Source organism: Alteromonas gracilis, from assembly GCF_043642145.1.
In the GTDB taxonomy this organism is placed as follows: domain Bacteria; phylum Pseudomonadota; class Gammaproteobacteria; order Enterobacterales; family Alteromonadaceae; genus Alteromonas; species Alteromonas gracilis_B.
Window position 1 is genome coordinate 282339 of sequence record NZ_JBHZRZ010000001.1, and the last position, 24759, is coordinate 307097.

At 43.9% G+C, this 24759-nt stretch carries 22 protein-coding genes and 1 pseudogene; 16 read left to right on the forward strand and 7 right to left on the reverse strand.

What is annotated here, in order from left to right; all coding sequences use genetic code 11:
- The first annotated feature begins 47 nt into the window (after positions 1-47).
- Complete coding sequence (locus ACHUFN_RS01220) at positions 48-500, forward strand: SprT family zinc-dependent metalloprotease (protein ID WP_394221025.1); 453 nt, start codon at positions 48-50, stop codon at positions 498-500.
- 62 nt (positions 501-562) lie between these two features.
- Here ACHUFN_RS01220 and yfbV read toward each other — a convergent pair whose 3' ends face one another.
- The gene (yfbV, locus tag ACHUFN_RS01225; RefSeq protein WP_394220472.1) at positions 563-1012 is read right to left on the reverse strand and encodes a terminus macrodomain insulation protein YfbV; all 450 of its coding nucleotides are present in this window, start codon (positions 1010-1012) and stop codon (positions 563-565) included.
- A gap of 861 nt (positions 1013-1873) precedes the next feature.
- Here yfbV and trxB point away from each other — a divergent pair.
- The 4 genes from trxB (at position 1874) to infA (ending at position 4642) form a co-directional block, all read left to right on the forward strand.
- The gene (gene trxB / locus ACHUFN_RS01230; protein WP_394220473.1) at positions 1874-2839 is read left to right on the forward strand and encodes a thioredoxin-disulfide reductase; all 966 of its coding nucleotides are present in this window, start codon (positions 1874-1876) and stop codon (positions 2837-2839) included.
- 43 nt (positions 2840-2882) lie between these two features.
- The gene (aat, locus tag ACHUFN_RS01235) at positions 2883-3629 is read left to right on the forward strand and encodes a leucyl/phenylalanyl-tRNA--protein transferase (protein WP_394220475.1); all 747 of its coding nucleotides are present in this window, start codon (positions 2883-2885) and stop codon (positions 3627-3629) included.
- Positions 3626-4348, forward strand: coding sequence for an arginyltransferase (locus ACHUFN_RS01240; protein ID WP_394220477.1), 723 nt, complete (start codon positions 3626-3628; stop codon positions 4346-4348). Before aat ends, ACHUFN_RS01240 begins: the two co-directional genes overlap by 4 nt.
- 75 nt (positions 4349-4423) lie before the next feature.
- Positions 4424-4642: a translation initiation factor IF-1 gene (infA, locus tag ACHUFN_RS01245; RefSeq protein ID WP_014949333.1), complete on the forward strand. Its 219-nt coding sequence runs from the start codon at positions 4424-4426 to the stop codon at positions 4640-4642.
- Between the two features lie 148 nt (positions 4643-4790).
- On the opposite strand, the gene clpA is transcribed toward infA, so the two are convergent.
- Together clpA and clpS are read right to left on the reverse strand one after the other, a co-directional pair.
- Complete coding sequence (gene clpA / locus ACHUFN_RS01250) at positions 4791-7067, reverse strand: ATP-dependent Clp protease ATP-binding subunit ClpA (protein ID WP_394220479.1); 2277 nt, start codon at positions 7065-7067, stop codon at positions 4791-4793.
- A 24-nt stretch (positions 7068-7091) separates the two neighbouring features.
- Complete coding sequence (gene clpS / locus ACHUFN_RS01255) at positions 7092-7412, reverse strand: ATP-dependent Clp protease adapter ClpS (RefSeq protein WP_014949331.1); 321 nt, start codon at positions 7410-7412, stop codon at positions 7092-7094.
- A gap of 231 nt (positions 7413-7643) precedes the next feature.
- Here clpS and cspD point away from each other — a divergent pair, with 231 nt between their 5' ends.
- Positions 7644-7862, forward strand: coding sequence for a cold shock domain-containing protein CspD (cspD, locus tag ACHUFN_RS01260; protein ID WP_014949330.1), 219 nt, complete (start codon positions 7644-7646; stop codon positions 7860-7862).
- 467 nt (positions 7863-8329) lie between these two features.
- Here the strand turns inward: cspD and ACHUFN_RS01265 are convergent, their stop codons facing one another.
- Positions 8330-10549, reverse strand: a complete 2220-nt coding sequence (locus tag ACHUFN_RS01265) for an NADP-dependent isocitrate dehydrogenase (RefSeq protein WP_394220482.1) — start codon at positions 10547-10549, stop codon at positions 8330-8332.
- A gap of 514 nt (positions 10550-11063) precedes the next feature.
- Between ACHUFN_RS01265 and ACHUFN_RS01270 the strand changes: the two genes are divergently transcribed.
- The 7 genes from ACHUFN_RS01270 (at position 11064) to ACHUFN_RS01300 (ending at position 17649) form a co-directional block, all read left to right on the forward strand.
- Positions 11064-11606 carry an rRNA large subunit pseudouridine synthase E gene (locus tag ACHUFN_RS01270; protein WP_394220484.1) on the forward strand — a complete coding sequence of 181 codons (543 nt, stop codon included), beginning with the start codon at positions 11064-11066 and terminating at the stop codon, positions 11604-11606.
- 271 nt (positions 11607-11877) lie between these two features.
- The gene (mnmA, locus tag ACHUFN_RS01275; protein ID WP_394220486.1) at positions 11878-13005 is read left to right on the forward strand and encodes a tRNA 2-thiouridine(34) synthase MnmA; all 1128 of its coding nucleotides are present in this window, start codon (positions 11878-11880) and stop codon (positions 13003-13005) included.
- Complete coding sequence (hflD, locus tag ACHUFN_RS01280) at positions 13005-13631, forward strand: high frequency lysogenization protein HflD (RefSeq protein WP_394220487.1); 627 nt, start codon at positions 13005-13007, stop codon at positions 13629-13631. Before mnmA ends, hflD begins: the two co-directional genes overlap by 1 nt.
- 13 nt (positions 13632-13644) lie before the next feature.
- Positions 13645-15012, forward strand: coding sequence for an adenylosuccinate lyase (gene purB, locus ACHUFN_RS01285; RefSeq protein WP_394220489.1), 1368 nt, complete (start codon positions 13645-13647; stop codon positions 15010-15012).
- A 146-nt stretch (positions 15013-15158) separates the two neighbouring features.
- Positions 15159-15899, forward strand: a complete 741-nt coding sequence (locus tag ACHUFN_RS01290) for an adenylate/guanylate cyclase domain-containing protein (RefSeq protein WP_394220491.1) — start codon at positions 15159-15161, stop codon at positions 15897-15899.
- A gap of 115 nt (positions 15900-16014) precedes the next feature.
- The gene (locus ACHUFN_RS01295) at positions 16015-17181 is read left to right on the forward strand and encodes a cupin domain-containing protein (protein WP_394220493.1); all 1167 of its coding nucleotides are present in this window, start codon (positions 16015-16017) and stop codon (positions 17179-17181) included.
- A gap of 9 nt (positions 17182-17190) precedes the next feature.
- On the forward strand, positions 17191-17649 hold the full coding sequence (locus ACHUFN_RS01300; RefSeq protein ID WP_394220495.1) for a GNAT family N-acetyltransferase: 459 nt from the start codon (positions 17191-17193) through the stop codon (positions 17647-17649).
- 19 nt (positions 17650-17668) lie between these two features.
- On the opposite strand, the pseudogene ACHUFN_RS01305 reads toward ACHUFN_RS01300, so the two are convergent.
- Positions 17669-17884: pseudogene (locus ACHUFN_RS01305) on the reverse strand (DUF4826 family protein); the annotation flags it as partial.
- Between the two features lie 166 nt (positions 17885-18050).
- Here ACHUFN_RS01305 and ACHUFN_RS01310 point away from each other — a divergent pair.
- The 3 genes from ACHUFN_RS01310 to ACHUFN_RS01320 all read left to right on the forward strand — a co-directional run bounded on the left by ACHUFN_RS01310 (position 18051) and on the right by ACHUFN_RS01320 (position 21387).
- Complete coding sequence (locus ACHUFN_RS01310) at positions 18051-18266, forward strand: PGPGW domain-containing protein (protein WP_394220497.1); 216 nt, start codon at positions 18051-18053, stop codon at positions 18264-18266.
- A gap of 356 nt (positions 18267-18622) precedes the next feature.
- Positions 18623-19129, forward strand: a complete 507-nt coding sequence (locus ACHUFN_RS01315; RefSeq protein ID WP_394220498.1) for a (2Fe-2S)-binding protein — start codon at positions 18623-18625, stop codon at positions 19127-19129.
- Complete coding sequence (locus ACHUFN_RS01320) at positions 19126-21387, forward strand: molybdopterin cofactor-binding domain-containing protein (protein WP_394220500.1); 2262 nt, start codon at positions 19126-19128, stop codon at positions 21385-21387. The genes ACHUFN_RS01315 and ACHUFN_RS01320 overlap by 4 nt, the downstream gene beginning before the upstream one ends.
- A gap of 272 nt (positions 21388-21659) precedes the next feature.
- Here the strand turns inward: ACHUFN_RS01320 and ACHUFN_RS01325 are convergent, their stop codons facing one another.
- Positions 21660-21809, reverse strand: coding sequence for a hypothetical protein (locus tag ACHUFN_RS01325; RefSeq protein WP_394220501.1), 150 nt, complete (start codon positions 21807-21809; stop codon positions 21660-21662).
- 317 nt (positions 21810-22126) lie between these two features.
- Positions 22127-24499: a phosphoenolpyruvate synthase gene (gene ppsA, locus ACHUFN_RS01330; protein ID WP_394220502.1), complete on the reverse strand. Its 2373-nt coding sequence runs from the start codon at positions 24497-24499 to the stop codon at positions 22127-22129.
- Positions 24500-24759: the final 260 nt, after the last annotated feature.

Below are 24759 nucleotides of genomic sequence, written 5' to 3' on the forward strand. Positions count from 1 at the left end.
GCAGCAACATCGCTTCAAATGATTTAACCCAAGAGCAGCGTCGTGTTATTACCGACGCTGTTTTTTATTGCTTTGAACAGGCTGAGCAATACTTTTGCCGTACCTTTGAGCGACCTGTTGTTACTTTTAGGCGTTCGGGTAAAAATGCTGGAACTGCGTTTTTGCAGCAAAATCGTGTTAACTTCCACCCCATGCTTTTCAAAGAAAATGCCGATGCATTTCTTAGCGATGTAATACCACATGAAGTCAGCCACTTACTCGTGTGGACACTGTTTGGAATGGTACAGCCTCACGGCAAAGAGTGGCAATCAGTGATGCGCACTGTCTTTAATTGCTCCCCCGATACAACGCATCAATTTGATGTAAAACGAGTTACACGCACGTTTCGCTATGTATGCGAATGTGATTCTTACGAGTTGAGCACACGCAGGCATAACAATATTAAAAGGGGAGCAAAGTATAAATGTAAGAAGTGTAATGCCCTTCTACGCGTTTTTTAACCATAAATGGCCAAATGACATGGCAAGAAACAGTTTAGTGAGCATGCCTAGTAAGCATCGGTCTAGTTAAACCAATGCTTAGTAAAGACGTTGTCTAAGTCGTTAAATGCCGTTTTTAAGAGCTGAGCTAGTTCTTTATATTTAGGCTTAGATTTGGCGCTTGCAATAGTGACACCCTGAGAACGCATTTTTGAGTGAATTTCTTGATACCAGCTATTAAGTTGAGGAGGTAGATACTGGTCTGAACGATGTCCTAACCATAGCAAGCCTTGCATAGGTAGGCTTAAGAAAAAGGCACCAATTGCTATCGTTTGCGGCAAGTACTCAAGGCCTAAGTTTTGAACCAACAGTAAACAAGAAACCATTGCTAAAGGCGGCATAGTTTTAATGGCGAATTTAGTCGCAGCAACAACTCGGCATTCTGGGAAAAAGCTGTAAAGCTCTTTTCGCATGGGCCATGTCTTCATATACTGCTGACCGTTTTTCAACATTGTCATTACTGATTGCGACATGGTTCACCTCTCATTTAAACCTTTACTACTAGGCGACGCCTCTGTAGTCTCCACATCATCGCGGCAAATCTTTCAGCCCGCTTTTTAAATAAATTTCGCGCTGTTTGAAGTGGTTTATACTTAAATGCGCATCTTAAAAACCACATTAAACAACACCAAAGCGTTTGTTGTTGCTTATACCTAAATTGTAATCAGCTTTTTGTCTAATACAAACCCACTTTGTTATTAATTTTTGGAAACTATCCCGAATCGACGCTTATCGGTTGCAAGAAAATTCCGGTTATTCAGCGATTTTAAAGCACGCTATCTGGTTTAGAATTAGCGATAAACATCTTATATTCTCGCGTTTATTTTTTATACGTGTGGAAAGTCTTTTGGGCTCTACAACTAAATATTCTTTTTGTTTCCATTAGCGCACTGAATTTCGCAAATCTACTTTGTTTTTCATTTGAGCTTGTCTTTAACGCCAGCCTTTCTTGGCCTTATCTCATGTCAGCTTTAATCCGTATCAGTCTAATTTCATATCGCAAGCAGTGCTTAACAATGACCCAAAGGTACTTAAACTATATTTTACTCATTTTAATAATAATTAAATGGTATAAGGTTGGTGCAACTTTGAGTGACATTTTTATCGCTTAAAGGCATCATATACGTATTGAGCCTGTACGCTGTACACCACAGGTTGGTAGATATTTCCACGAGTATTTATGACACAACGGTGCGCAGTAATTATTGTAATGGCCGATTATTATAATAATAGTATCTAGGTGTTGTGCTTGATTTACTAATTTTCGCCCCTACCTAGCTTTCTAAGAGAAAATTTGTAAGTAACCCTAGTGGGTGAATTATTTGGAGAGGAAAATGGCAGAAAGCAGACACGTCCGTCTACTTATTTTGGGTTCAGGCCCTGCAGGTTACTCAGCAGCAGTATATGCTGCACGTGCAAACCTTAAGCCTGTACTGTTAACTGGTATTCAACAAGGCGGACAGCTTACTACCACGACAGAAGTTGAAAACTGGCCAGGCGATCCTGAAGGGCTTACTGGTCCAGATCTAATGGTACGTATGCAAAAGCATGCTGAAAAATTCGATACTGAAATCATTTTTGACCACATCAACAAAACTGATTTCTCAAAGCGTCCGTTCACGCTTTACGGCGATAGCGGCACATACACTTGCGACGCTCTCATCATTGCAACGGGGGCTTCTGCGAAATACTTGGGTCTTGAGTCTGAGCAAGCATTCATGGGTAAGGGTGTATCTGCCTGTGCTACCTGTGACGGTTTCTTCTATCGAAACCAAAAAGTCGCCGTTATCGGTGGTGGTAACACCGCTGTTGAAGAAGCGCTTTATTTGTCAAACATTGCGTCAGAAGTACATGTAATTCACAGAAGAGAGACCTTTAGAAGCGAGAAAATTCTTGAGCAACGCCTTCGTGACAAAGCAGAAAATGGCAACGTTGTATTGCATCTAAATCGCACTCTCGACGAAGTACTTGGCGACGAAATGGGCGTAACCAAGATTCGCATTAAAGACACAAACAGTGACGCAACAGAAGAGCTAGACGTTATGGGTCTGTTCGTGGCCATTGGTCACAAACCCAATACTGATATCTTCGACGGTCAGCTTGAAATGAAAGATGGCTACATTGTTGTGAACAGCGGAACCAAAGGCAACGCTACACAAACCAGTGTTGAAGGCGTATTTGCTGCTGGAGACGTGAGTGACCATGTTTACCGTCAGGCAATTACGTCTGCAGGCACTGGCTGTATGGCTGCGCTAGATGCAGAAAAATACCTTGACGGCACTATGCCTGAACAAGGTTAATAGTATGTGTTTAAGCCCTACTCAACTGTAGGGCTTTCTAATTATGATTGCGTTACATTACATCGAAGAAGGCGCCCCCTTCCCTCCCGTAGACTCGGCATTAGAAGACCCAAATGGCTTACTCGCATTTGGTGCCGATCTAAGTCCAGCACGATTGTTTTCTGCTTATTCTCAAGGCATCTTCCCTTGGTTTAGTGATGAAGAACCATTGTTATGGTGGTCTCCAGACCCAAGAGCTATCATAGAGCTCAATGACTTTGTTGCTTCCAAAAGCTTAAAAAAGCTTGCCCGAAAACAGAAATACACAGTGACGCTAAACCACGCATTTGACCGCGTAATTGATGCGTGTTCGTCAATTCCGCGTAAAAGTCAAAATACCGGCGAGCTTTGCAACGACACGTGGATTACCGATGACATGATTGACGCTTATCGTAGCCTTAACGGTCTAGGACTCGCTCATTCCGTTGAAGTGTGGAAAGGTGATTCTCTTGTTGGCGGTTTGTACGGTGTTGGTATTGGCAAAGTGTATTGCGGCGAATCAATGTTTCACCGCGAAAGTAATACGTCTAAGCTAGCCATGTTAGCGCTAGTGGAGCACATGAAGTCTCACGATATGGCGTTTATCGATTGCCAGTTACCCACTGAGCATTTGTCCTCGTTGGGTGCAACAGTCGTATCGCGTGAAGTTTTTATTGAAAAACTTGAAAACAACAACCAAACTTTAACTGAAGAAGGTAGGCTTTCAGAAGACTATCTTAATCGTTGGAAGCCAAGAGTGATTACACCGTGAAGTTTGGTATAACCCAATCGTTTTCATGTAGCTATTTGCCTGATGAGCAAGAGCAGCTGTTAGTTTACGCTGAAAATAATGATTTTCAGGCGTGGCGATACTCGCAGCTTATTCAAGTTGGTTTTCGACGTAGCGGTGAACAAATTTACCGCCCTCACTGCCCCGCATGCAAAGCGTGTAAGTCTGTCAGAATTCCTGTTGAAAGCTTTATTCCCTCGCGCAGTCAAAAACGTCTGTTAAAAGCTAATAAACATTTTAGTGTCGCGCTTGTTGATAAAACTAAAACGTCTTATTACCCGCTTTACGAACGCTATATTATTGAGCGTCACGCAGATGGGAGTATGTACCCTCCGTCTAAAACACAGTTCGACAATTTCGTTCAGTGTGAGTGGATGACCACTCACTATTTAGAAGCGTATGATGGTGACAGACTTATCGCTGTTGCTGTTACTGATATCGTGGATGCAAATGAACAGATGGGCGCGCTCTCTGCGCTTTATACGTTTTTTGACCCCGAATATAGCGTCGCATCATTAGGTACATGGATGATATTGATGCAAATCGAACAAGCAAGACTTTTAGGTCACCAATACGTTTACTTGGGGTATCACGTAGACGGTTGTCAGAAAATGTCTTACAAACATAAATTTATGCCATTTGAGCAGTTTAGTGATAATGAATGGCATCTATTCAGCAAAAATAGTAAAATAGACACTTAATTGCTTTACAGCTTACCCAAGATTGGTTAAGGTCTGCGCGGCAAAAATTTTGAATTACTGAGGTAACTGCTTTACATGGCAAAAGAAGATTGTATTGAAATGGAAGGTACTGTGCTAGACACACTACCTAATACTATGTTCCGCGTTGAACTAGAAAACGGTCACGTAGTGACTGCACACATCTCTGGTAAAATGCGTAAGAACTATATCCGAATTCTTACTGGCGATAAGGTCACCGTTGAGATGACGCCTTACGATTTGACGAAAGGTCGTATCGTATACCGCGCCAGATAATGTGCCATTGAAGCGGTAACGCATAAGTTAAAAGCCCGATTAATATCGGGCTTTTTTGTGTCTGTGTTTTTTGTGTTCAAAACGCAATATAAAAAGGGCCAGCAATCGCTGACCCCTTTTAAATTAACAGTCTTTCTAAGTTAAGCGTCTAACTTGGTTCAGCTTCTTCAGAAGTTGCATTTACACCGGTAAATGAGAACGTAAGCTTATCATCAACACAATCTACTTTTACGTTACCGCCTTTTGACAACTCGCCAAACAGCAACTCATTCGCCAGCTCTTTCTTAAGCTCATCTTTGATAAGGCGCGCCATTGGGCGTGCCCCCATCGCTTTGTCGTAACCTTTCTCAGCAAGATAAGCACGAGCATCGCTGGTAACCTCAAGCGACACACCTTTCTGGTCGAGTTGTGCTTGAAGTTCGATAATGAACTTATCAACCACTTGTAGGATAATTTCTGGGTCTAAGTGATTAAACCAAATGATTCCATCAAGGCGGTTTCTAAATTCAGGGGTAAACACCTTATTGATTTCAGACATCGCATCGTGGCTGTGATCTTGCTGCTTAAAGCCAATCGACTTACGCACAGTCTCCTGCACACCAGCATTAGTAGTCATAACTAACACCACGTTTCTAAAGTCAACTTTGCGGCCGTTATTATCGGTTAGCGTTCCGTGATCCATGACTTGAAGAAGAATATTGTAGATATCGCTATGCGCTTTCTCAATTTCATCTAAAAGCACCACAGAATATGGGTTTTTGATGACGGCATCGGTTAATAGACCACCCTGATCAAACCCGACATAGCCAGGAGGTGCACCAATCAAACGGCTCACCGCATGACGCTCCATGTACTCAGACATATCAAAGCGAACCAGTTCAACACCCATGATTTTTGCTAGCTGTTGAGTCACTTCTGTTTTACCAACCCCTGTTGGGCCAGCAAACAAGAAACTACCAATAGGCTTAGTTTCTGCGCCTAGGCCTGAACGAGAAAGCAAAATAGCGTCGTTAAGCGTCTCTATCGCTTTGTCCTGACCGAAAACAACCATTTTAAGGTTACGACCTAGGTTTTTAAGCACTTCTTTGTCAGAGGCCGATACAGACTTCTCAGGTATACGCGCCATTTTTGCAATAATCTGCTCGATGTCGCCAACGCCAATGGTTTTCTTACGTTTTGAAGGCGGCAACAAGCGCTGACTTGCTCCTGCTTCGTCCATTACGTCAATGGCTTTGTCTGGCAAATGACGTTCGTTAATATATTTCGCTGATAATTCTGCAGCAGCTTGAATCGCCTTCTGCGTAAAGCGCACGTTGTGATGCTCTTCGTATCGACTTTTCAAACCCAATAGAATTTTAGTCGTGTCGCTTACACTTGGTTCAGTCACGTCAACTTTTTGGAAACGACGTGCTAGCGCGCGATCCTTCTCAAAAATACCTTGGTACTCTTGGTATGTTGTCGAACCAATACAGCGAAGCTCACCGCTCGATAATTTCGGTTTAAGCAGGTTAGATGCATCCATGACACCACCTGATGCAGCACCTGCGCCAATAATGGTATGGATTTCATCAATAAACAAAATGGCATTTTTGTCTTTGCCAAGCTCTTTCAAAATAGCTTTTAAACGTTTTTCGAAGTCACCGCGGTATTTGGTGCCAGCAAGTAACCCGCCCAAGTCCAATGAATACACGGTACTTTCAGCAATCACATCCGGCACATCATCATTAACTATTCGGTACGCAAGCCCTTCCGCAATTGCAGTTTTACCAACACCGGCCTCGCCCACAAGCAGCGGGTTGTTTTTACGGCGGCGACATAAAATTTGAATAGTGCGTTCAACTTCCGAGTCACGGCCAATTAGCGGGTCAATCTTACCGTCTTTTGCGTGGCGGTTGAGGTCCGTAGCATATTTGCTTAACGCTGAACCGCCCTCTTCACCAGCGTCCGCCTCTTCAGCAGCTTCTGGATTTACGGGTTCGTCGTCATCCGCTTTACTCACACCGTGGCTAATAAAGTTCACCACATCTAAGCGCGTTACGTCGGCTTTTTTAAGAATGTACACTGCCTGTGACTCTTGCTCACTAAATATAGCGACAAGTACATTCGCGCCCGTTACTTCGTCTTTGCCTGACGATTGAACGTGGAAAACAGCGCGTTGAAGCACACGCTGAAACCCAAGTGTTGGCTGGGTTTCTCTTTCGTTTAATTGGTCATCGAGTATCAGAGGCGTAGTGTCTTTAACGAAAGCTAACAGTTCGCTTTTAATTGCCTCAATGTCGGCACCACATGCCTTAAGCGCGTCGCGAGCAGCTGAGTTATCAAGCAATGCCAACAACAAGTGCTCCACCGTCATAAATTCATGACGATGCTCTCTGGCAAATACAAACGCATTGTTTAACGTTTGTTCTAATTCTTTATTTAACATATTGCTCGCCCTCTACAAAAAACCTTATGCCTGCTCCATCGTGCACATCAACGGATGCTGATGTTTGCGTGCGTACTGATTAACTTGCATTACTTTTGTCTCTGCTATCTCAGCAGTAAAAATGCCACACACGGCTTTTCCTTGATAATGAACGGTTAGCATAAGTTGGTTGGCTTTCTCAGCGTCCATATTGAAAAACTGCATGAGTACCTCAATGACAAAATCCATGGGTGTATAGTCGTCATTGTTCAACAACACTTTATACATGGGAGGCGGCTGCGGCTTTTGTCGCTGCGCGTCTTTTTGTTTTTCCTTTTCGATACTAATAGCGTTGTCTTTACTCATAACTTAATAATAGTGGTTTACTGGCACATATGTGTACAAACTTTTAAATAAATTTATTCACATTTGCCCTTGACATAATATGGTTAAAAAATCTACATTTTGTATAGTGGCATTGGGTGTTGCACGTTATCAACTTTCTGTTGACTACATTCAATACTCTTTCCACTGCGTCTCCGGATCTATAATGGGGGCATATACTCGTGAGTTCAAGGATTAAGAGGAAGTCGAAGTATGGCGGTTGGCAAAGTTAAATGGTTTAACAACGCAAAGGGTTTTGGATTTATCGTACCTGAGGACGGCGGGGAAGATATCTTCGCGCATTACTCAACGATTCAAATGGAAGGCTACCGTTCGCTAAAAGCGGGTCAAGAAGTGACGTTCGAAGTTCAGCAAGGGCCTAAAGGTCTACACGCTGAGAACATTGGCTTCAAAGAAGAACCAGAGCGTTAAGAAAAGAATTTAAAAAGCCTGGCTCAACACGTCGGGCTTTTGCTTTTTTTCGCCTTTCAAAAAGCCCAAAGACGCGGTTAGCGTCTGTGCGGATCAGTGCGTGTTCCTGTTAGTGAATGAAAAGTCAGTCTACCGAGTAATGCCTTCCTTGATTAGGTGTTCCTTTAACGGCCAATCCACCTCCTACCCCATCAACACGTTCGTTTCTACGTCATCACTTCAGCGATAAAAAATTAGCGTTGTAAAAGTCGTGACATAAATTAACCACATAAGCAATTTAAGCCTCACTCACCAACCTATTTATAATAAATATGATTAAAGCCGTTTGAAAATAGTCGCGAAAAAGTAAAAAAAAGCCCGCTCATAGCGAGCGGGCTTTCGTGTATCGTTATCTTTGCGTAGGTAGCGTCAATTTCTTAAAACCACCTACAGCGTTGAGCTCTACGCCCAACGTATTTTGCTTGGGTTTAAGCACCAAGAATTGCTTTAAGTGTTTCGCTTGGAGACATAGTGGCGAAAAGCTTGTCTTCATCTGGGTAGTAGTAACCGCCAATTTCTTGCGCACTACCTTGTGTTGCATCAATCTCAGCCAAGATGTCGTCAATTTTAGCAGAAAGCTCTTCAAACACTGGCTTAAACTGTGCAGCAAGGTCTGCATCTTCAGTTTGGTTTGCAACTTCTTCAGCCCAGTACAAACCAAGGTAAACGTGGCTACCACGGTTGTCTAGCTGACCGGCCTTACGCAGCGGAGACTTACCGTTGTTAAGCAGCTTCTCTGTTGCCTTGTCTAGCGCAGTCGCAATGACTTTCGCTTTTGTATTGCTATGCTTAATGGCAACGTCTTCTAGCGATACCGCTAGTGCTAAGAATTCACCTAGTGAATCCCAACGTAAGTGCCCTTCTTCAACAAATTGTTGTACGTGCTTAGGTGCACTGCCGCCTGCGCCTGTCTCGTATAGACCACCGCCCGACATCAATGGAACAATTGATAGCATTTTAGCACTGGTGCCAAGCTCTAAAATTGGGAACAGGTCAGTTAGGTAGTCACGAAGTACGTTACCTGTTACTGAAATAGTGTCTAGGCCGCGAATTGCACGTTCCATGCTGTAGCGAATAGCGCGTACAGGAGACATAATTTGAATGTCTAGACCATTTGTGTCGTGATCTTGAAGGTACTTTTCAACTTTCTTGATAAGTTGTGCATCGTGAGCACGCTCGTCGTCTAGCCAGAATACCGCAGGCATACCAGATTGACGTGAACGTGTTACCGCTAGCTTAACCCAATCTTGAATAGGCGCATCTTTCACCTGACACATGCGCCAGATATCACCTTCTTCAACATCGTGAGAAATAAGTACATTGCCGTCTTGATCAACAATAGACACTGTACCGTCAGCTTCTAGCTCAAACGTTTTGTCATGTGAACCGTACTCTTCAGCTTTTTGTGCCATTAGACCAACGTTAGGCACTGTGCCCATTGTGGTCGGGTCGAACGCGCCGTGCGTTTTACAGAAGTTGATAACTTCTTGGTAAATGGTTGCATATGTACTTTCAGGGATAACCGCTTTCGTATCGTGCGCTTTACCATCTGGTCCCCACATTTGACCTGAGTTGCGGATCATGGCCGGCATAGATGCGTCAACAATTACGTCACTTGGTACGTGAAGGTTCGAGATACCTTTGTCAGAGTTAACCATCGCAATTGGCGGACGGTCTGCATAGCATGCGTTAATGTCTTTTTGGATTTCAGAACGCTGACTTTCAGGTAGGCTGGCAATTTTGTCGTAAACACTGCCAAGACCATTATTCGGGTTAACGCCTAGTTCTTCAAATAGGTCACCCCATTTGTTGAATAGGTCTTTATAGAATACTTTTACACAGTGACCGAATACGATTGGATGAGACACCTTCATCATGGTCGCTTTTACGTGCAGCGAGAAAAGAATGCCTGTGTTTTTCGCGTCTTCAATTTGCTCTTCAAAGAACTCACACAGCGCTTTTTTACTCATAAACATGCCGTCGATAACTTCGCCAGCAAGCAGGTCAACACGTGGCTTAAGCGTTTTCTTGCTACCATCTTTGCCAGTAAACTCGATACTTACGTAGCCATCTTTCTCAACTGTTAACGATTTTTCACCAGAGTAGAAATCGCCGCCACGCATATGCGCTACGTGTGAGCGAGACGCTTGAGACCACTCACCCATTGAATGTGGGTGTTTGCGCGCGTAGTTTTTAACAGCAGTAGGTGCACGACGGTCAGAGTTACCTTCACGCAGTACTGGGTTTACCGCACTACCTAATACTTTTCCATAGCGCTCGCGAATATCTTCTTCTTCCGCGGTCTTCGGTGAATCTGGAAATGCAGGAACGTTAAAGCCTTTAGCGTTAAGCTCTTTAATGGTTGCACGAAGCTGAGGAATTGAGGCACTGATGTTTGGAAGCTTGATAATGTTGGCGTTCGGGTCTTGAGTCATCTCACCCAGTTCAGCTAACGCGTCTGGCACTCTTTGTTCTTCAGAAAGATACTCTGGGAAATTTGCCAAAACGCGCGCAGCTAATGAAATATCGCTTAGTTCCACATCGATATCTGCAGCTGCAGCAAACTTCTGGATAATTGGAAGAAGTGAATATGTCGCCAGCATTGGCGCTTCATCAGTCTTCGTATAGATGATCTTAGACTTGGTCATTGTATACCTCAATTTTTTCGACAGGGTACTGCCGTCTTTAGTCCATTAGGTCGCAACGACCCGCAACATGTTTCATATTGCGCCCATGGTCATTGCGAAACGTATTTGATGTTTCCACCTTTTACTTAGAAAAGCACAAGGTCACTTGCTGTTTTCTTCCCCACACATTATTCCGTTCCTTATATTGGCAATTTGCACCTCGATGATATGGGAACTCTAAGTATGAGTTTCCCCAAGCAATAAGATACGGTGTGTAAGCAATTCCGCCTATCACTGCCAAAAATGTCTAATAATTATGCAGATGCACTCTCTTGTAAAAATGGGAGCGTCCATTAGTATAGGGTCGAAAGTGTGAGTTACAAGTCATACCATTGTCTTAACACTTAAGATCATTGAATTTATCGACAAACTTCGCCTAGTGTGTAGATATTTGTTGCCAATTTTCTCAAGCGAAACAGCGCCATTTGTCGTAGAATTTCTCTGCTAATCAAATTAAATATCAAGTGAACGTTTCATGTCCTCAAATTCTAAAGTAGTGCTTTTCAACAAGCCCTTTCAGGTTTTATCTCAATTCACCGATGCCGACGGTAGAGAAACGCTTAAAGACTACATAAACATTCCAGACGTATATGCCGCAGGACGATTGGATAGAGATTCAGAGGGGTTATTGGTTCTTACCAATGACGGTAAACTTCAGCACAAACTGTCTAACCCTAAAGCCAAAACAAGTAAAACTTATTGGGTTCAGGTTGAAGGTATTATGGACGAAAAGGCCATGCAGGCTTTACGTGAAGGGGTTGAACTTAAAGATGGTATGACACGTCCAGCTAAAGTTAAAGCAATGCAAGAGCCTGAGGTTTGGGATAGAAATCCACCTGTTCGTTTTAGGCAATCCATTCCCACTAGCTGGGTAGCAATTACCATAACAGAAGGTCGAAACCGACAAGTTCGCCGCATGACAGCACATGTAGGCTACCCCACTCTTCGCCTTATCAGATACCGAGTAGGCAACTGGACCATCGATGGCATTGAAAACGGAAAGTACGTGTGCTTTTGATAGCGAGTGCGCTTAATACACTTGAATTCACCTTGCTTGACCACACTAATGAGCCACATGCGAGTCGCACATATTTAATTACTTAATCGGATAAGGATTAAATGTGAATTAGCTATCGGAATCTGATAAAATCCGCGACCTCGAAAACGAGCCTATTTATTCGTGCCTGATTAGCGGTATCGCCTACTAAGTGGGTTACTGACTTAGCAGTTTTATCAACATGTTAATTGGCAACTAATTTAACAAATACGGCTTCTTTTTTATTAATCAAATGAGTGTGCAGTTTATAGTGAGTGATATCGAATCTAACGCCAGCAAAAAAGTAATCGTCGGTATGTCCGGCGGTGTCGACTCGTCTGTTTCAGCTTACCTTCTTCAACAGCAAGGTTATCAAGTTGAAGGTCTTTTCATGAAGAACTGGGAAGAAGACGACAACGATGAATACTGTGCAGCAGCAGAAGATTTAAAAGATGCACAGGCGGTTGCCGACAAGCTTGGCATTGAACTGCACACAATTAATTTTGCTGCCGAATACTGGGACAATGTATTTGAGTACTTTTTGGAAGAGTACAAAGCAGGCCGTACGCCAAACCCAGATATTATGTGCAACAAAGAAATTAAGTTTAAAGCGTTTCTAGAGTTTGCAGCAGAAGATCTTGGCGCAGACTACATTGCAACAGGTCACTATGTGCGCCGTCGTGAAGTAGACGGCAAATGGCAAATGCTTCGTGGTCTTGATAACAACAAAGACCAAAGCTACTTTCTTTACACATTAGGTGAAGAACACGTTGCTAAAACGCTGTTCCCCGTCGGTGACATCGAAAAGCCACTTGTTCGCAAAATTGCAGAAGAGCAAGGCCTAATTACTCACGACAAAAAAGATTCCACGGGAATCTGTTTTATTGGTGAGCGTAAGTTTAAAGACTTCCTAGCGCGTTATCTTCCAGCTCAACCTGGCGTTATCGAAACCGCTGAAGGCGAAGAAATTGGCCAACACGAGGGGTTGATGTATCACACCTTAGGTCAACGTAAAGGCTTACACATTGGCGGTTTGGCGAAATACGGTGACGACCCTTGGTATGTGGTAGACAAAGACGTTGCGCGCAATGTGTTAATTGTAGGTCAAGGTGCAGACCACCCTCGCCTTTACTCGAAGGGCTTGGTGGCAAAACAACTACACTGGGTAGATAGAAAAACAATCACCGAGCCAATGCGCGCTGTTGTGAAAACTCGCTATCGCCAAGCAGACATTCCTTGCACGATAACGCCAACGCAAAACGATACGATTGAAGTAGTATTCGATGAGCCGCAAAAAGCCGTTACGCCAGGTCAGTCAGCGGTTTTCTATAGCGATGAAGTTTGCCTAGGTGGCGGTATTATTGAGAGTTATATTCGCTGATGTTAGATACCGACATAGAAAACAACTTAGCGCTTGCTGGGGTTTGTCAGGCTGCTGCCCTAGTACAGCAGCTTGCAAGACGAGGAACGGCTGAAAACGAAGCAATAGAAGCCAGTCTATCGAGTATTCTTGTTACCGATCCAGAAACCCCTCAACAAGTTTTTGGTCAGCTTAACAATTTAAAAACAGGATATACCGCGCTGGCTGCTCAGTTGTCAGACAAGCAAGCCACCAAAGACACGGAGCTAACCCGCTACATAGCAAGTATCTTAGGTTTAGAAAGAAAGTTAGCGAGAAAACCAAAAGCAATGCAAGAGTTAGGTGAGCGGATTTCTCACGTACAGCGACAACTCGCCCACGTCGACTTTCAAAACCCACAAATTGTTGCCTCTCTCGCCAGTATTTACAGCGATATCATCAGCCCTCTTGCTCCGCGCATTCAAGTGGCTGGAAACCCAGATTATTTAAGCCAACCTGTTACGCAACACAAAGTTCGCGCACTGTTACTTGCTGGAGTGCGCGCTGCGGTTATGTGGCGTCAGATGGGTGGCAAAAGAAGAAACATTTTATTTAAACGCAAACACATTCTTAACAGTGCTGTTAAAGCACTACGATTAATAAACTAGTGAGGAGCTTAAGGTGGAACTGAGTCAGTTAACTGCAATTTCCCCTGTCGATGGTCGATATGCTGGCAAGAGCGTAGAATTACGCAGTATTTTCAGTGAGTACGGCCTATTAAAATACCGAGTTGAAGTAGAAGTACGTTGGTTGCAAATGCTATCTACCAACTCTGAAATAACAGAAGTTCCTGCCTTCACAGACACATCAAATGCACTACTAGACAAAATAGTAGCTGAATTTAGTGTTGAAGATGCGATGCGCATTAAAGAAATTGAGCGCACAACAAATCACGACGTTAAAGCGGTTGAATATTTCCTTAAAGAGAAAGTGGCTGATAACAGCGAGCTTTCTGCGGTAAATGAATTTATTCACTTCGCTTGCACCTCAGAAGATATTAACAACCTTTCTCACGGTTTAATGCTTCGCGAAGCACGCGAGACCGTTATCCTTCCTTACTGCGATAAGTTAATCGATGCTCTAGTTGAACTTGCTAAGCGCTACCAAAACGTACCTATGATGGCGCGTACTCACGGTCAGCCTGCTTCACCTACCACCATGGGTAAAGAAATGGCTAACGTAGCAATTCGCTTAAAGCGTCAGCGTAGCCAAATTGCGAACGTTGAGTTGCTTGGAAAAATTAACGGCGCAGTGGGCAACTACAACGCGCACTTGTCTGCGTACAAAGATGTAGATTGGCATGATGTTTCAGAGAAGTTTGTAACCTCACTAGGTCTTACCTGGAACCCGTTCACCACACAAATCGAGCCACACGACTACATTGCTGAAATGTTTGACGCCATTGCACGCTTTAACACTATCCTTATCGATTTCGATCGTGATGTTTGGGGTTACATTGCACTTGGTCACTTTAAGCAAAAAACCGTTGCTGGTGAAATTGGCTCTTCAACCATGCCGCACAAAGTTAATCCTATCGATTTCGAAAACTCGGAAGGTAACTTAGGCCTAGCCAATGCTATTTTTGATCATCTAGCAGCAAAGCTTCCAATTTCTCGTTGGCAGCGTGACCTTACCGACTCTACCGTACTGCGTAATCTTGGTGTTGGCGTTGGTTATGCGGTAATCGCTTATCAAGCTACCCTTAAAGGTATTAGCAAGCTAGAAGTTAACGAGCAAAGTTTGCTTAACGAACTAGACAACAACTGGGAATTGCTTGCAGAGCCTATTCAAACCGTTATGCGTCGTTACGGTATTGAAAAGCCATACGAAAAGCTTAAAGAGCTTACCCGTGGTAAGAAGGTCAATGCTGAAGTTATCGCTGAGTTCATTGATAACTTAGATATGCCAGAAGCAGCCAAAGCAGAGTTAAAAGCCCTTACACCTGCAACTTACATTGGTGATGCAATCAGGCTTGTAGATCAGTTATAAGCCCTCACGCTTTCTACTACACTAAAAACGCGGTCATAGCACCGCGTTTTTTGTTTGTAGGCGTGCCTGAGTGAAGCCAAAATCAGCGTGCAGGAACACGTAGGATAAGCTCACAATACCGCCGCTTACCACGATGGAGTAGATAAATGGATTTACACAACTCGCATGAAAAAAGTAATCGAGCGCTTGAGAAAAGTCACTTATCTGCCCTTAGTCTCGATTCACCTCTTTTAACTCTCCAGCGTAATAACAAAGGAATACTTTCAAAGCAATACATTGAAAATGCGGTTGTTATATTTACCGACTTAACAGGGTTTCAAAACCTCTCTGAACAGTACGGTGACACCATGTGTATCAGCATTATCGAAGCGCTATTCAGTCAATTCGATGCAATAGCCACTCGCTTGGACCTCATGCCGTTGAAGACCAATGGTGATCAATACATTGTTGTTTCCTTATGTGATGGGTCACATTTAGAAAATGGTACAATTTCACGCAGCGTGAGCAAAGCCGTCAACTTTTCAATTAATGCACGCAACCTAGTCAGTACCAATACACTATTAGTGTCATCCCAGTGTTATCTTCGGGTAGGCATAGCCACGGGTCCCGTTCTTGCGGGGTTTTCCTCTCGCCTTTGTTCAAGCTTTGATATTTGGGGCAGCACAGTAAATCGCGCAGCAATGCTTGAGCAATTCACAGCCCCTAATACAATTGCTATATGTAAAAACTCATTTCAACACGTGCGTTACGAACGTCTTCGTACGAATGAATGCACTGTAGAGAATGCTGAAACCTCGGGCTCCCCTCTTAACAATATGCATTGCCAAACCTTTCACTCCACAGAAATTAAAACAAAAGCGAAATTTATTAAAGCGTATATTTGCTAGGCAGTTGCCCGTATTCAATCAAGGTTTTGCCAGTGCATGGTGGTAATACGCTTTGCAATATTTGATAATATTGGAAATTGATTGCCATATAATTGGCTTTAGAAATAGAGATGCTATGCGCACAAACGACGATACTTATTTTATTGATGCACAGACTGGCAAAGGTTTTGATGCAGAGACGTTTTTAAAACACTACTGGCAGCAAAAACCTGTTGTTATTAAGTGTTTTTTTAAAGAATTCAACGATCCAATAGACGAAAATGATCTTGCAGGGCTTGCACAAGAGTCGGAAGTCGACGCTCGAATTATAAGTAATGTTCAAGGTAATTGGCATGTTGAACAAGGGCCAATTGAAGACTTTGAAAACGCGTGCCAAGGCAAGTGGACGCTGCTGGTACAAGGTGTAGACAAGTACATTGCCGACGTTTCACCAATTTTAAGCCCATTTTCATTTATTCCTCATTGGCGTTTAGATGATTTAATGGTGAGTTTCGCTACAAAAGGTGCAGGCGTAGGGGCGCACATCGATCAATACGATGTGTTTTTAGTTCAGGGCAAAGGCAAGCGTCGTTGGCGCGTGGGTCAGCCGGCACAGTACAAGGAAATTTTCCCCCACCCTAAATTAAGGCAAATTGAAGGTTTTGAACCTGTTATAGACGTTGTCGTTGAACCCGGTGACGTCGTTTACGTGCCACCGGGCTGGCCTCACGACGGCGAAACCGTTGAAGACAGTTTGACCTACTCAGTGGGCTATCGCGCGCCTGATAACTTGCAGCTAGCAGAAAGCCTAGCGATGATGCTTGATAAAGGCTCACATAACTATCGCTTTACCGATTCACAGCGTAGTCTACAAAACAACCCTGCTCTGGTTAATGCTAGCGATGTCGCTGCTTTAAAACAACAACTCATCGATGCGATTAACGGTGAGGACTTCACGCTTGCGCTATTAGAAGCCATGAGCGAACAAGGTATTCCAGAGTATCCTCTTGATAACGAAATTACCTTAGAACAAATTTCAAATGAATTTGCCGCTGGAATAAGCTTTATTCCAGCACCAGGTGTTCGCGCGTTAATTTGCGACGGAAAACGAGGACTACCTCGAGCGCTATATGTAAACGGCAGTCAGTTTGCGTTTGGTAAAAATGACCAAGAGTGGTTTGAAGTGCTAGCTTCAGGAGAAGTTTTAAATGCTACGTGCTGCCAAGACGCCCCCTCTTTTACATTTTTAGAAACCTTAACTACACTAATAAATAATGGGTACTGGGAATGGTTCGAGGGCTAATAGCTAGGTATGGCGTTTACTATACAGAACGTCGATTGGGAAAAGGATAAACATCGACTAAAAGCACTTAGGGAACATGTATTTGTTTTGGAATGGCGCGTGCCAGAAGCGAGCGAGTTCGATGAACACGATAGCACGGCGTGCCACGTGCTGATTATTAACGATGATAACGAACCCATTGCGACAGGGCGCTTAACCAAAAGAGGAGAATTAGGCCGAATAGCCGTTAAGCGCTGCCACCGAACGCTACCTGTATACCGAGCCTTGTTTGAAGCGTTAATTAATGCTGCTAAGCAAAACAACGTCCCAAGTGTTAAAGTAATCTGTAACCTAGAGAGCGTTTCTTACCACAAATCAATTGGTTTTATACCCGATGGCCAAGTCTTTATGGATGCAGGCGTACCCAGACAACGTCTTAAATGTCCGGCAGAGCGTTTCCCCTTGCCGGACGTAACACAACTTCACTAAAGTTTGATCAATCTTTCGACTATTTCCATAGCTCATAAGCACTTTGCATAGCAAAAAGGCTCTCTGCGCGCTCTATTAGCAGTTCAGCAAAGGCTTTTTGGCTTTCATCTGCGCCCTCGGCATTCATTAGATTTTCCACATTTATCTGCCAGTTCATTGAAAAATAAAGCAATACTTCAATCACATCTTTGTACCTTATTTCTGGGCCGTTATCCTTCGCAATGAGCGACTTACGAACCCATTGTGTATTAAGTGTTCACTTATTCAACAAATCACAGGTAGCTTTTGAGAAATAGACGGAAAACAAAACAACGTACAAAGATTTACAAATTTTTCGTTGGCAAACGCGTTTTGATAAACCAAACTAAATACCTTATATGTTACACAATAGGCTGAACGGTATGCGCGCACTGAGACTAACACTTGGAGCATTGTTGTTTGCAGGTGGCATTATTTTGACCCTGCTACCTGGTTCTATTTTACTGGTGATTGGTGGTTTAGTACTTCTGAGCTACGACTGGCCAAAAGCGAGAGGCTGGCTTAAATACAGTCAAAAAACCATGACTGTTAGTGCAAGAAAAGTTGACCGCTTTCTTCTGATGAGAAAGCTTCGTTAGCCTGTACTTTTAAAGTTCTTTTTTTAAACTCATCAAATACATGAGCTATTACTCAGTTCCTCATTTAATTATCTAGTGATTTATCGCAGTCTGCTAGCATTTAAGCTTATGTAAATGCGCGTCACAGTAATGCATGTTAACGTATTCAAAAGTAAAAATTGCGAAGCCTTTAATAATAACAATAGTGGCATTTACCTAGGTGCGTAAGGCACTTAGGCAATTCGTATCATCAGGCAATGTAACCGCATAAATATGATTGGTGCAACGTGCTAACGGCGTATTGCATCGCTTGGGTAGGTCATGTTCTATGAACGTGGTCCAGTTCATGTTTATCGCTTACCTATGGAGACAAGACCATGATCACGTTTACCGTTAATGGTAACAAACACGAATTTTCTGGTGACCCATCTACGCCAGTGTTGTGGTACCTTCGTGATGAATTAAATCTTACAGGACCTAAGTTTGGCTGTGGTATGGCGCAATGTGGCGCATGTACTATTCACATCGATGGTATGGCACAACGCTCTTGTGTATTGCCGGTATCCGCCGTTCAAGGCAAAAAAATCACCACGATTGAAGGTCTTAGTGAAAATGGCGATCACCCTGTTCAAAAAGCGTGGGTAGAGCATAAGGTGCCACAGTGTGGTTTTTGTCAGTGTGGTCAAATCATGCAGGCGGCCAGCTTACTATCGACAAACCCAAACCCAAGCGATGAAGAAATTGTTCAAGACATGTCTGGCAACATTTGCCGTTGTGGTACCTACCCTCGCATTCACAAGGCTATAAAATCAGCGTCAAAAACCATGAGCGGAAATGCTGGCGTTAGCTACTTCGACCCAACCACAGTGGGAGAAGAAGTATGAGCGAGAACACATACTTTGACATGAATCGTCGCAGCTTTTTGAAATCGACTGCAGCAGCAGGCGCCTTAGTTCTAGGCACATATTTCATGGGTAGCGCACCTCGCGCTATGGCTGGTGTGCTGGCAAAGCCCGCAGAGAACGCCAAGCGTGCCAATTTATTTATTGCCCTTCGCCCTGACGGAATGGTTGAAATTACATGCCACCGCAGTGAAATGGGTCAACAAATTCGAACTGCTATCGCTCAAATTGTTGCTGACGAAATGGAAGCGGCATGGGATAAAGTGATTGTTATTCAGGGCAAAGGCGACCCGAAATACGGCGACCAAAACACTGATGGCTCTCGCAGCATTCGCTTTAACATGCAACGCCTACGTGAAATGGGCGCAAGTGTGCGCTACATGATGCAGCACGCAGCCGCTAAACGTTGGGGTGTTGAGCCAGGTACCTGTATTGCTGAACAACATGTGGTAACCCATAGCTCGGGCAAAACCCTTGCCTATAAAGACTTAATTGACGACGCCTTAACGGTTACACCGCCTGAAACAGATAAGCTTAAGTTAAAAGACAGAAAAGAATGGCGCTATATCAATACAGGTATGGCACATATTGACCTGCAAGATATTGTAACGGGTAAAGCAACGTTTGCGGCCGACGTTCGTGAACCGAAAGCCCTAGTTGCTATCATTGAGCGCCCGCCAGTAGTGGGCGGTAAAGTGAAAAGCTTTAACGCTGACAAAGCCAAAGCAGTAAATGGCGTGGTAGATATTGTTGAAATTCCTGCTCCAAAAGGCGCACCACAATTTCAGCCTAAAGGTGGTATTGCCATTATTGCTAACAATACATGGGCAGCGTGGCAAGGGCGTAAAGCGCTGGAAGTAACGTGGGATGATGGCGCAAACGGTGACTACAATTCAGCATTGTTTAAAGAAGAACTTCTTAACACAGTGAACACACCACAAGCGCTTGTTCGAGAAAAAGGCGATGCCTTGAGCGTGCTCGACAAAACCAGTGACAAGCTTGTAGCTGACTATTATTTGCCGCATCTTTCGCAAGCACCTATGGAGCCGCCGTGTGCAACTGCGATGTACTATAAAGACCGCGTAGACGTATGGGCAGCAACTCAAAATCCACAGGCAGACATGGAAACTGTGGGTGCCATGGTTGGCATGGATAAAGAAAAAGTTAACGTGCACGTAACCATGCTAGGTGGAGCATTCGGCCGTAAGTCTAAACCTGACTTCTCTGCCGAAGCAGCATTCCTATCAATGAAAACTGGTAAGCCAATTCGCGTTCAATGGACCCGTGAAGATGATATACAACACGGTTTCTATCACGCAGTATCTGCTCAGCACGTTGAAGCTGCACTGGATGAGAACGGCAAAATTGACGCCTATCTTCACAGAACGGCGTTTTCACCCATTGCATCTACCTTCCAAGAAGGTGCTAACGCGCCATTTAGTTTTGAATTAGATTTGGGCTTTACTGATAACCCAATTCTAACGCCAAATATGAAGTTAGAGCGCGGTGAAGCGCCTGCTAAAGCACGTATTGGTTGGATGCGTTCAGTTACAAATATCTTCCACGCCTTTGCTGTGCAGTCGTTTATTAACGAAGCAGCGCACAAAGCCGGTAAAGATTCGAAAGACTATCTGTTAGACGTTATTGGCCCCGACAGAATTTTAGATGTTACCGAGCAGAACGCTAAATACAACAATTATTGGGGCGATAAATCTGTGTATCCATTAGACACAGGACGTTTACGTAATGTTATTGAAAAAGTGTCTGCTATGGCGAACTGGGGCCGTGAAATGCCAAAAGGCCGTGGATTAGGCATTGCGGCGCACCGCAGTTTCTTAACCTACGTGGCGACCGTTGTTGAAGTTGAAGTGTCTGATACTGGCGATTTAAACGTTATTAAATCGTGGGTAGCTATTGATGCTGGTACTGTGGTTAATACTGATACCGTTAAAAACCAGACCCAAGGCGGCTCGGTGTACGGTATAACAACAGCCATAAGCGACGGCATTACTTTTGACAAAGGCCGAGTTCAACAGAGTAACTTTCATAACTATCGCGTACCTCGCATGAGCGACTCACCGCTAGAGGTAGAAGTAGAGGTTATTGAAAGTGATGCGCCGCCAGCGGGTGTAGGTGAGCCAGCAACACCTGTTTACGCGCCTGCACTGTGCAATGCTATTTTCGCTGCATGCGGTAAACGCATACGCCAGTTGCCTATCGGCAATCAGTTGAAAGCGTAAGGCTTTAAACAAAACCAGTAAATTGGTTCACTAGCTCGGTCCACTTTAGTGGTCGAGCTATTTCATAAAAAAAGGGTAAACACATGGTGTTTACCCTTTTTTTTCGGCATCAACATTTCGCTGTATCGCCGCTGACGGCTATTGTAAACATGACCACCAAACGTTCGCACAACTGAAAGTACAAATGTAAACTTTCAATAATATAGTGGTAACCGAGACTTTTTAGAGTCGGTGTTTAACCTAATTTGTTTAGTTAAATTAGGAAGTACCTATTACTCGTAGTTACGTTCCATCCACATTAATTGCATTTTAAGCTCGTTAATTTCTTTTTGCGCTTCCGCCAACTGCTCTGCCACAGAGCGTGATTGGATTACATTTTCTTCTGAGGTATTTACTGAAACCGCGCTGTCATTATGTGCCATAAGAATTCAACCAAGTTAATTATTAATCAAAGAATTAATGTGTAAGCCACTTTGTAATATTACATTTTTAATTACAGAATGTCATGCGATCAGCGCGCAAAAGTACATAGTTTCGCGAAATAACCATGGTTTATTTGAGGAATATAACTCTGGAGCGAACTCGTCCCGTAAGAACAGACAAACACTACTTTATTTAGCTACAAAAAAGAGACCCGAAGGTCTCTTTCTTAAACGCAATTGCGTTAAAAATGCCACAACCGCAGTTGTTAAGTTAGACTGGAAAGAACCTTTCTAACCTACACATTTAACAGGCGCTATTAACCGTGTTTCTCGGCAAGGTACAGCCACGTTTCAACCACGGTATCTGGGTTAAGTGATACCGAGTCGATACCTTCCGCAACAAGCCAAGCGGCAAAATCTTCATGATCTGATGGACCCTGACCACAAATACCTACGTATTTGCCACGCTCTTTCGCTGCGCGAATAGCCATTGAAAGTAATGCTTTCACTGCTTCATCACGCTCATCAAACAAGTGTGCAATAAGGCCACTGTCGCGGTCTAAGCCCAACGTCAACTGCGTTAAGTCGTTAGAACCAATTGAGAAACCATCAAAGATGTCTAGGAACTTATCTGCAAGCAGTGCGTTTGACGGTAGTTCACACATCATAATAACGCGAAGGCCATTTTCACCTTTCTTAAGCCCTTGCTCTTCAAGAAGTTCGATAACCTGACGGCCTTCTTCCAACGTACGAACAAATGGGATCATGATCTCAACATTGGTTAAGCCCATCTTATTGCGAACGCGCTTAATGGCTTCACATTCAAGGGCAAAACAATCACGGAAATCTTCAGATATGTAACGGCTTGCACCACGGAAGCCCAACATTGGGTTTTCTTCGTCTGGCTCGTACTGATAACCGCCAACCAGGTTAAAGTATTCATTCGATTTAAAGTCTGACATACGAACAATTACTTTTTCTGGCGAGAACGCTGCGCCAATAGTTGAAATACCCTCTACCAATTTCTCGATGTAGTATTCCGTTGGCGACTCGTAGCCTGCAATCATATCGCTAATTTCTTCTTTCAACTCTTCAGGTTGGCTGTCGAAATTAAGTAGCGCTTTAGGATGCACACCAATCATGCGGTTAATAATAAACTCAAGGCGGGCAAGACCCACGCCAGCGTTTGGCAAGCGGGCAAAGTCAAATGCACGATCTGGATTACCTACGTTCATCATCACTTTAAGCGGTAGATCAGGCATGGCGTCAATGCGTGAGGTCACAACATCAAACTCAAGCTCATCACCGTAGATAAAACCAGTGTCACCTTCAGCACATGATACGGTAATTTTGTCACCGTTTTGAATGCTTTCAGTAGCGTTACCACAGCCAACCACCGCAGGAATACCTAGCTCGCGTGCAATGATTGCCGCGTGACAAGTACGCCCGCCTCGGTTAGTTACAATGGCAGAGGCTTTCTTCATGATAGGTTCCCAGTCAGGGTCTGTCATGTCAGTAACCAGCACATCACCCGCTTGGATTTTGTCCATCTCTTCGATTGAATCGAGTACTTTCGCTACGCCGGCACCAATTTTGTGACCAATTGCACGGCCTTCACAAACAATGTTGCTTTGACCTTTTAGCTGGAAGCGCTCAATGCTTTGCGAGTCTTCACGGCTGCGTACTGTTTCAGGGCGAGCTTGAACAATGTAAAGCTTGCCATCGGCACCGTCTTTCGCCCACTCAATGTCCATAGGACGCTTGTAGTGGTTTTCAATAATTTGCGCTTGCTTCGCCAACTCCATCACTTCTTCGTCGGTCAACGAGAAGGTTTTGCTGTCAGCAGCATCAATATCAACAATAGACACCTGCTTACCATGCGCTTCATCATCTGAATACACCATTTTAGTAAGCTTGCTGCCGAGGTTACGACGAACAATAGCAGGTAGACCCTTATCAAGCGTTGGCTTATGCACGTAGAATTCATCAGGGTTAACCGCGCCCTGCACCACCATTTCGCCCAAACCAAATGAACTGGTGATAAATACAACGTCTTCAAAACCAGACTCAGTATCGATGGTGAACATAACACCTGAAGAAGCGATATCACTGCGTACCATGCGCTGGATACCGGCAGACAGCGCTACGCCTTTATGGTCGTAACCTTGGTGTACACGATAAGAGATAGCTCGATCGTTAAAGAGTGATGCAAACACGTGCTTGATTGCCACGAGCACGGCATCGTAACCTTTAACGTTTAGGAACGTTTCTTGTTGCCCTGCGAATGACGCATCAGGCATATCTTCGGCAGTAGCTGAAGAGCGCACTGCGAACGACGCCTCTTCCCCTGCGTCGCCCTGTAGTGTGACGAATGCCTTTTTAATTTCTTCTTCTAGTTTTCCTTGAAAAGGCGTATCGATGATCCACTGACGAATGTTCTTGCCTGCTTCGGTAAGAGCATTTACATCATCAACGTCTAGTGAATCTAAGACTTCATGGATCTTTGCTTCTAGGCCGCTTTGCTCTAGAAATTCATTAAATGCTTCGGCGGTGGTAGCAAAACCACCCGGCACCTGCACACCGGCGTTCGCCAGGTTTGAAATCATCTCGCCTAATGATGCATTTTTGCCGCCTACGCGACCCACATCATGCATGCCCAGTTCTTGATACCAAAGTACGTATTCTTGCACAGCCCAAGCCTCCAGCTTTTTTATGTGTAGGGTATGAGGTCAGTTTCAGGTTTGTGCTTGTTATGACCTGAAACAAATCAAATTGTAGTCGATAAATGGTAAAAACCACTGTTAACGCTGTCCATCACGTTTGACAGCAAAGTTGTTGATATTTGCAGTCATTCACAAGAACCGTGTAGCTTTTCGACGAAATCATCTTAGAATGGGGAAATTCAAAATGTAAACCCTTTATTACTTTTGTAATAAAATTACAACAATGT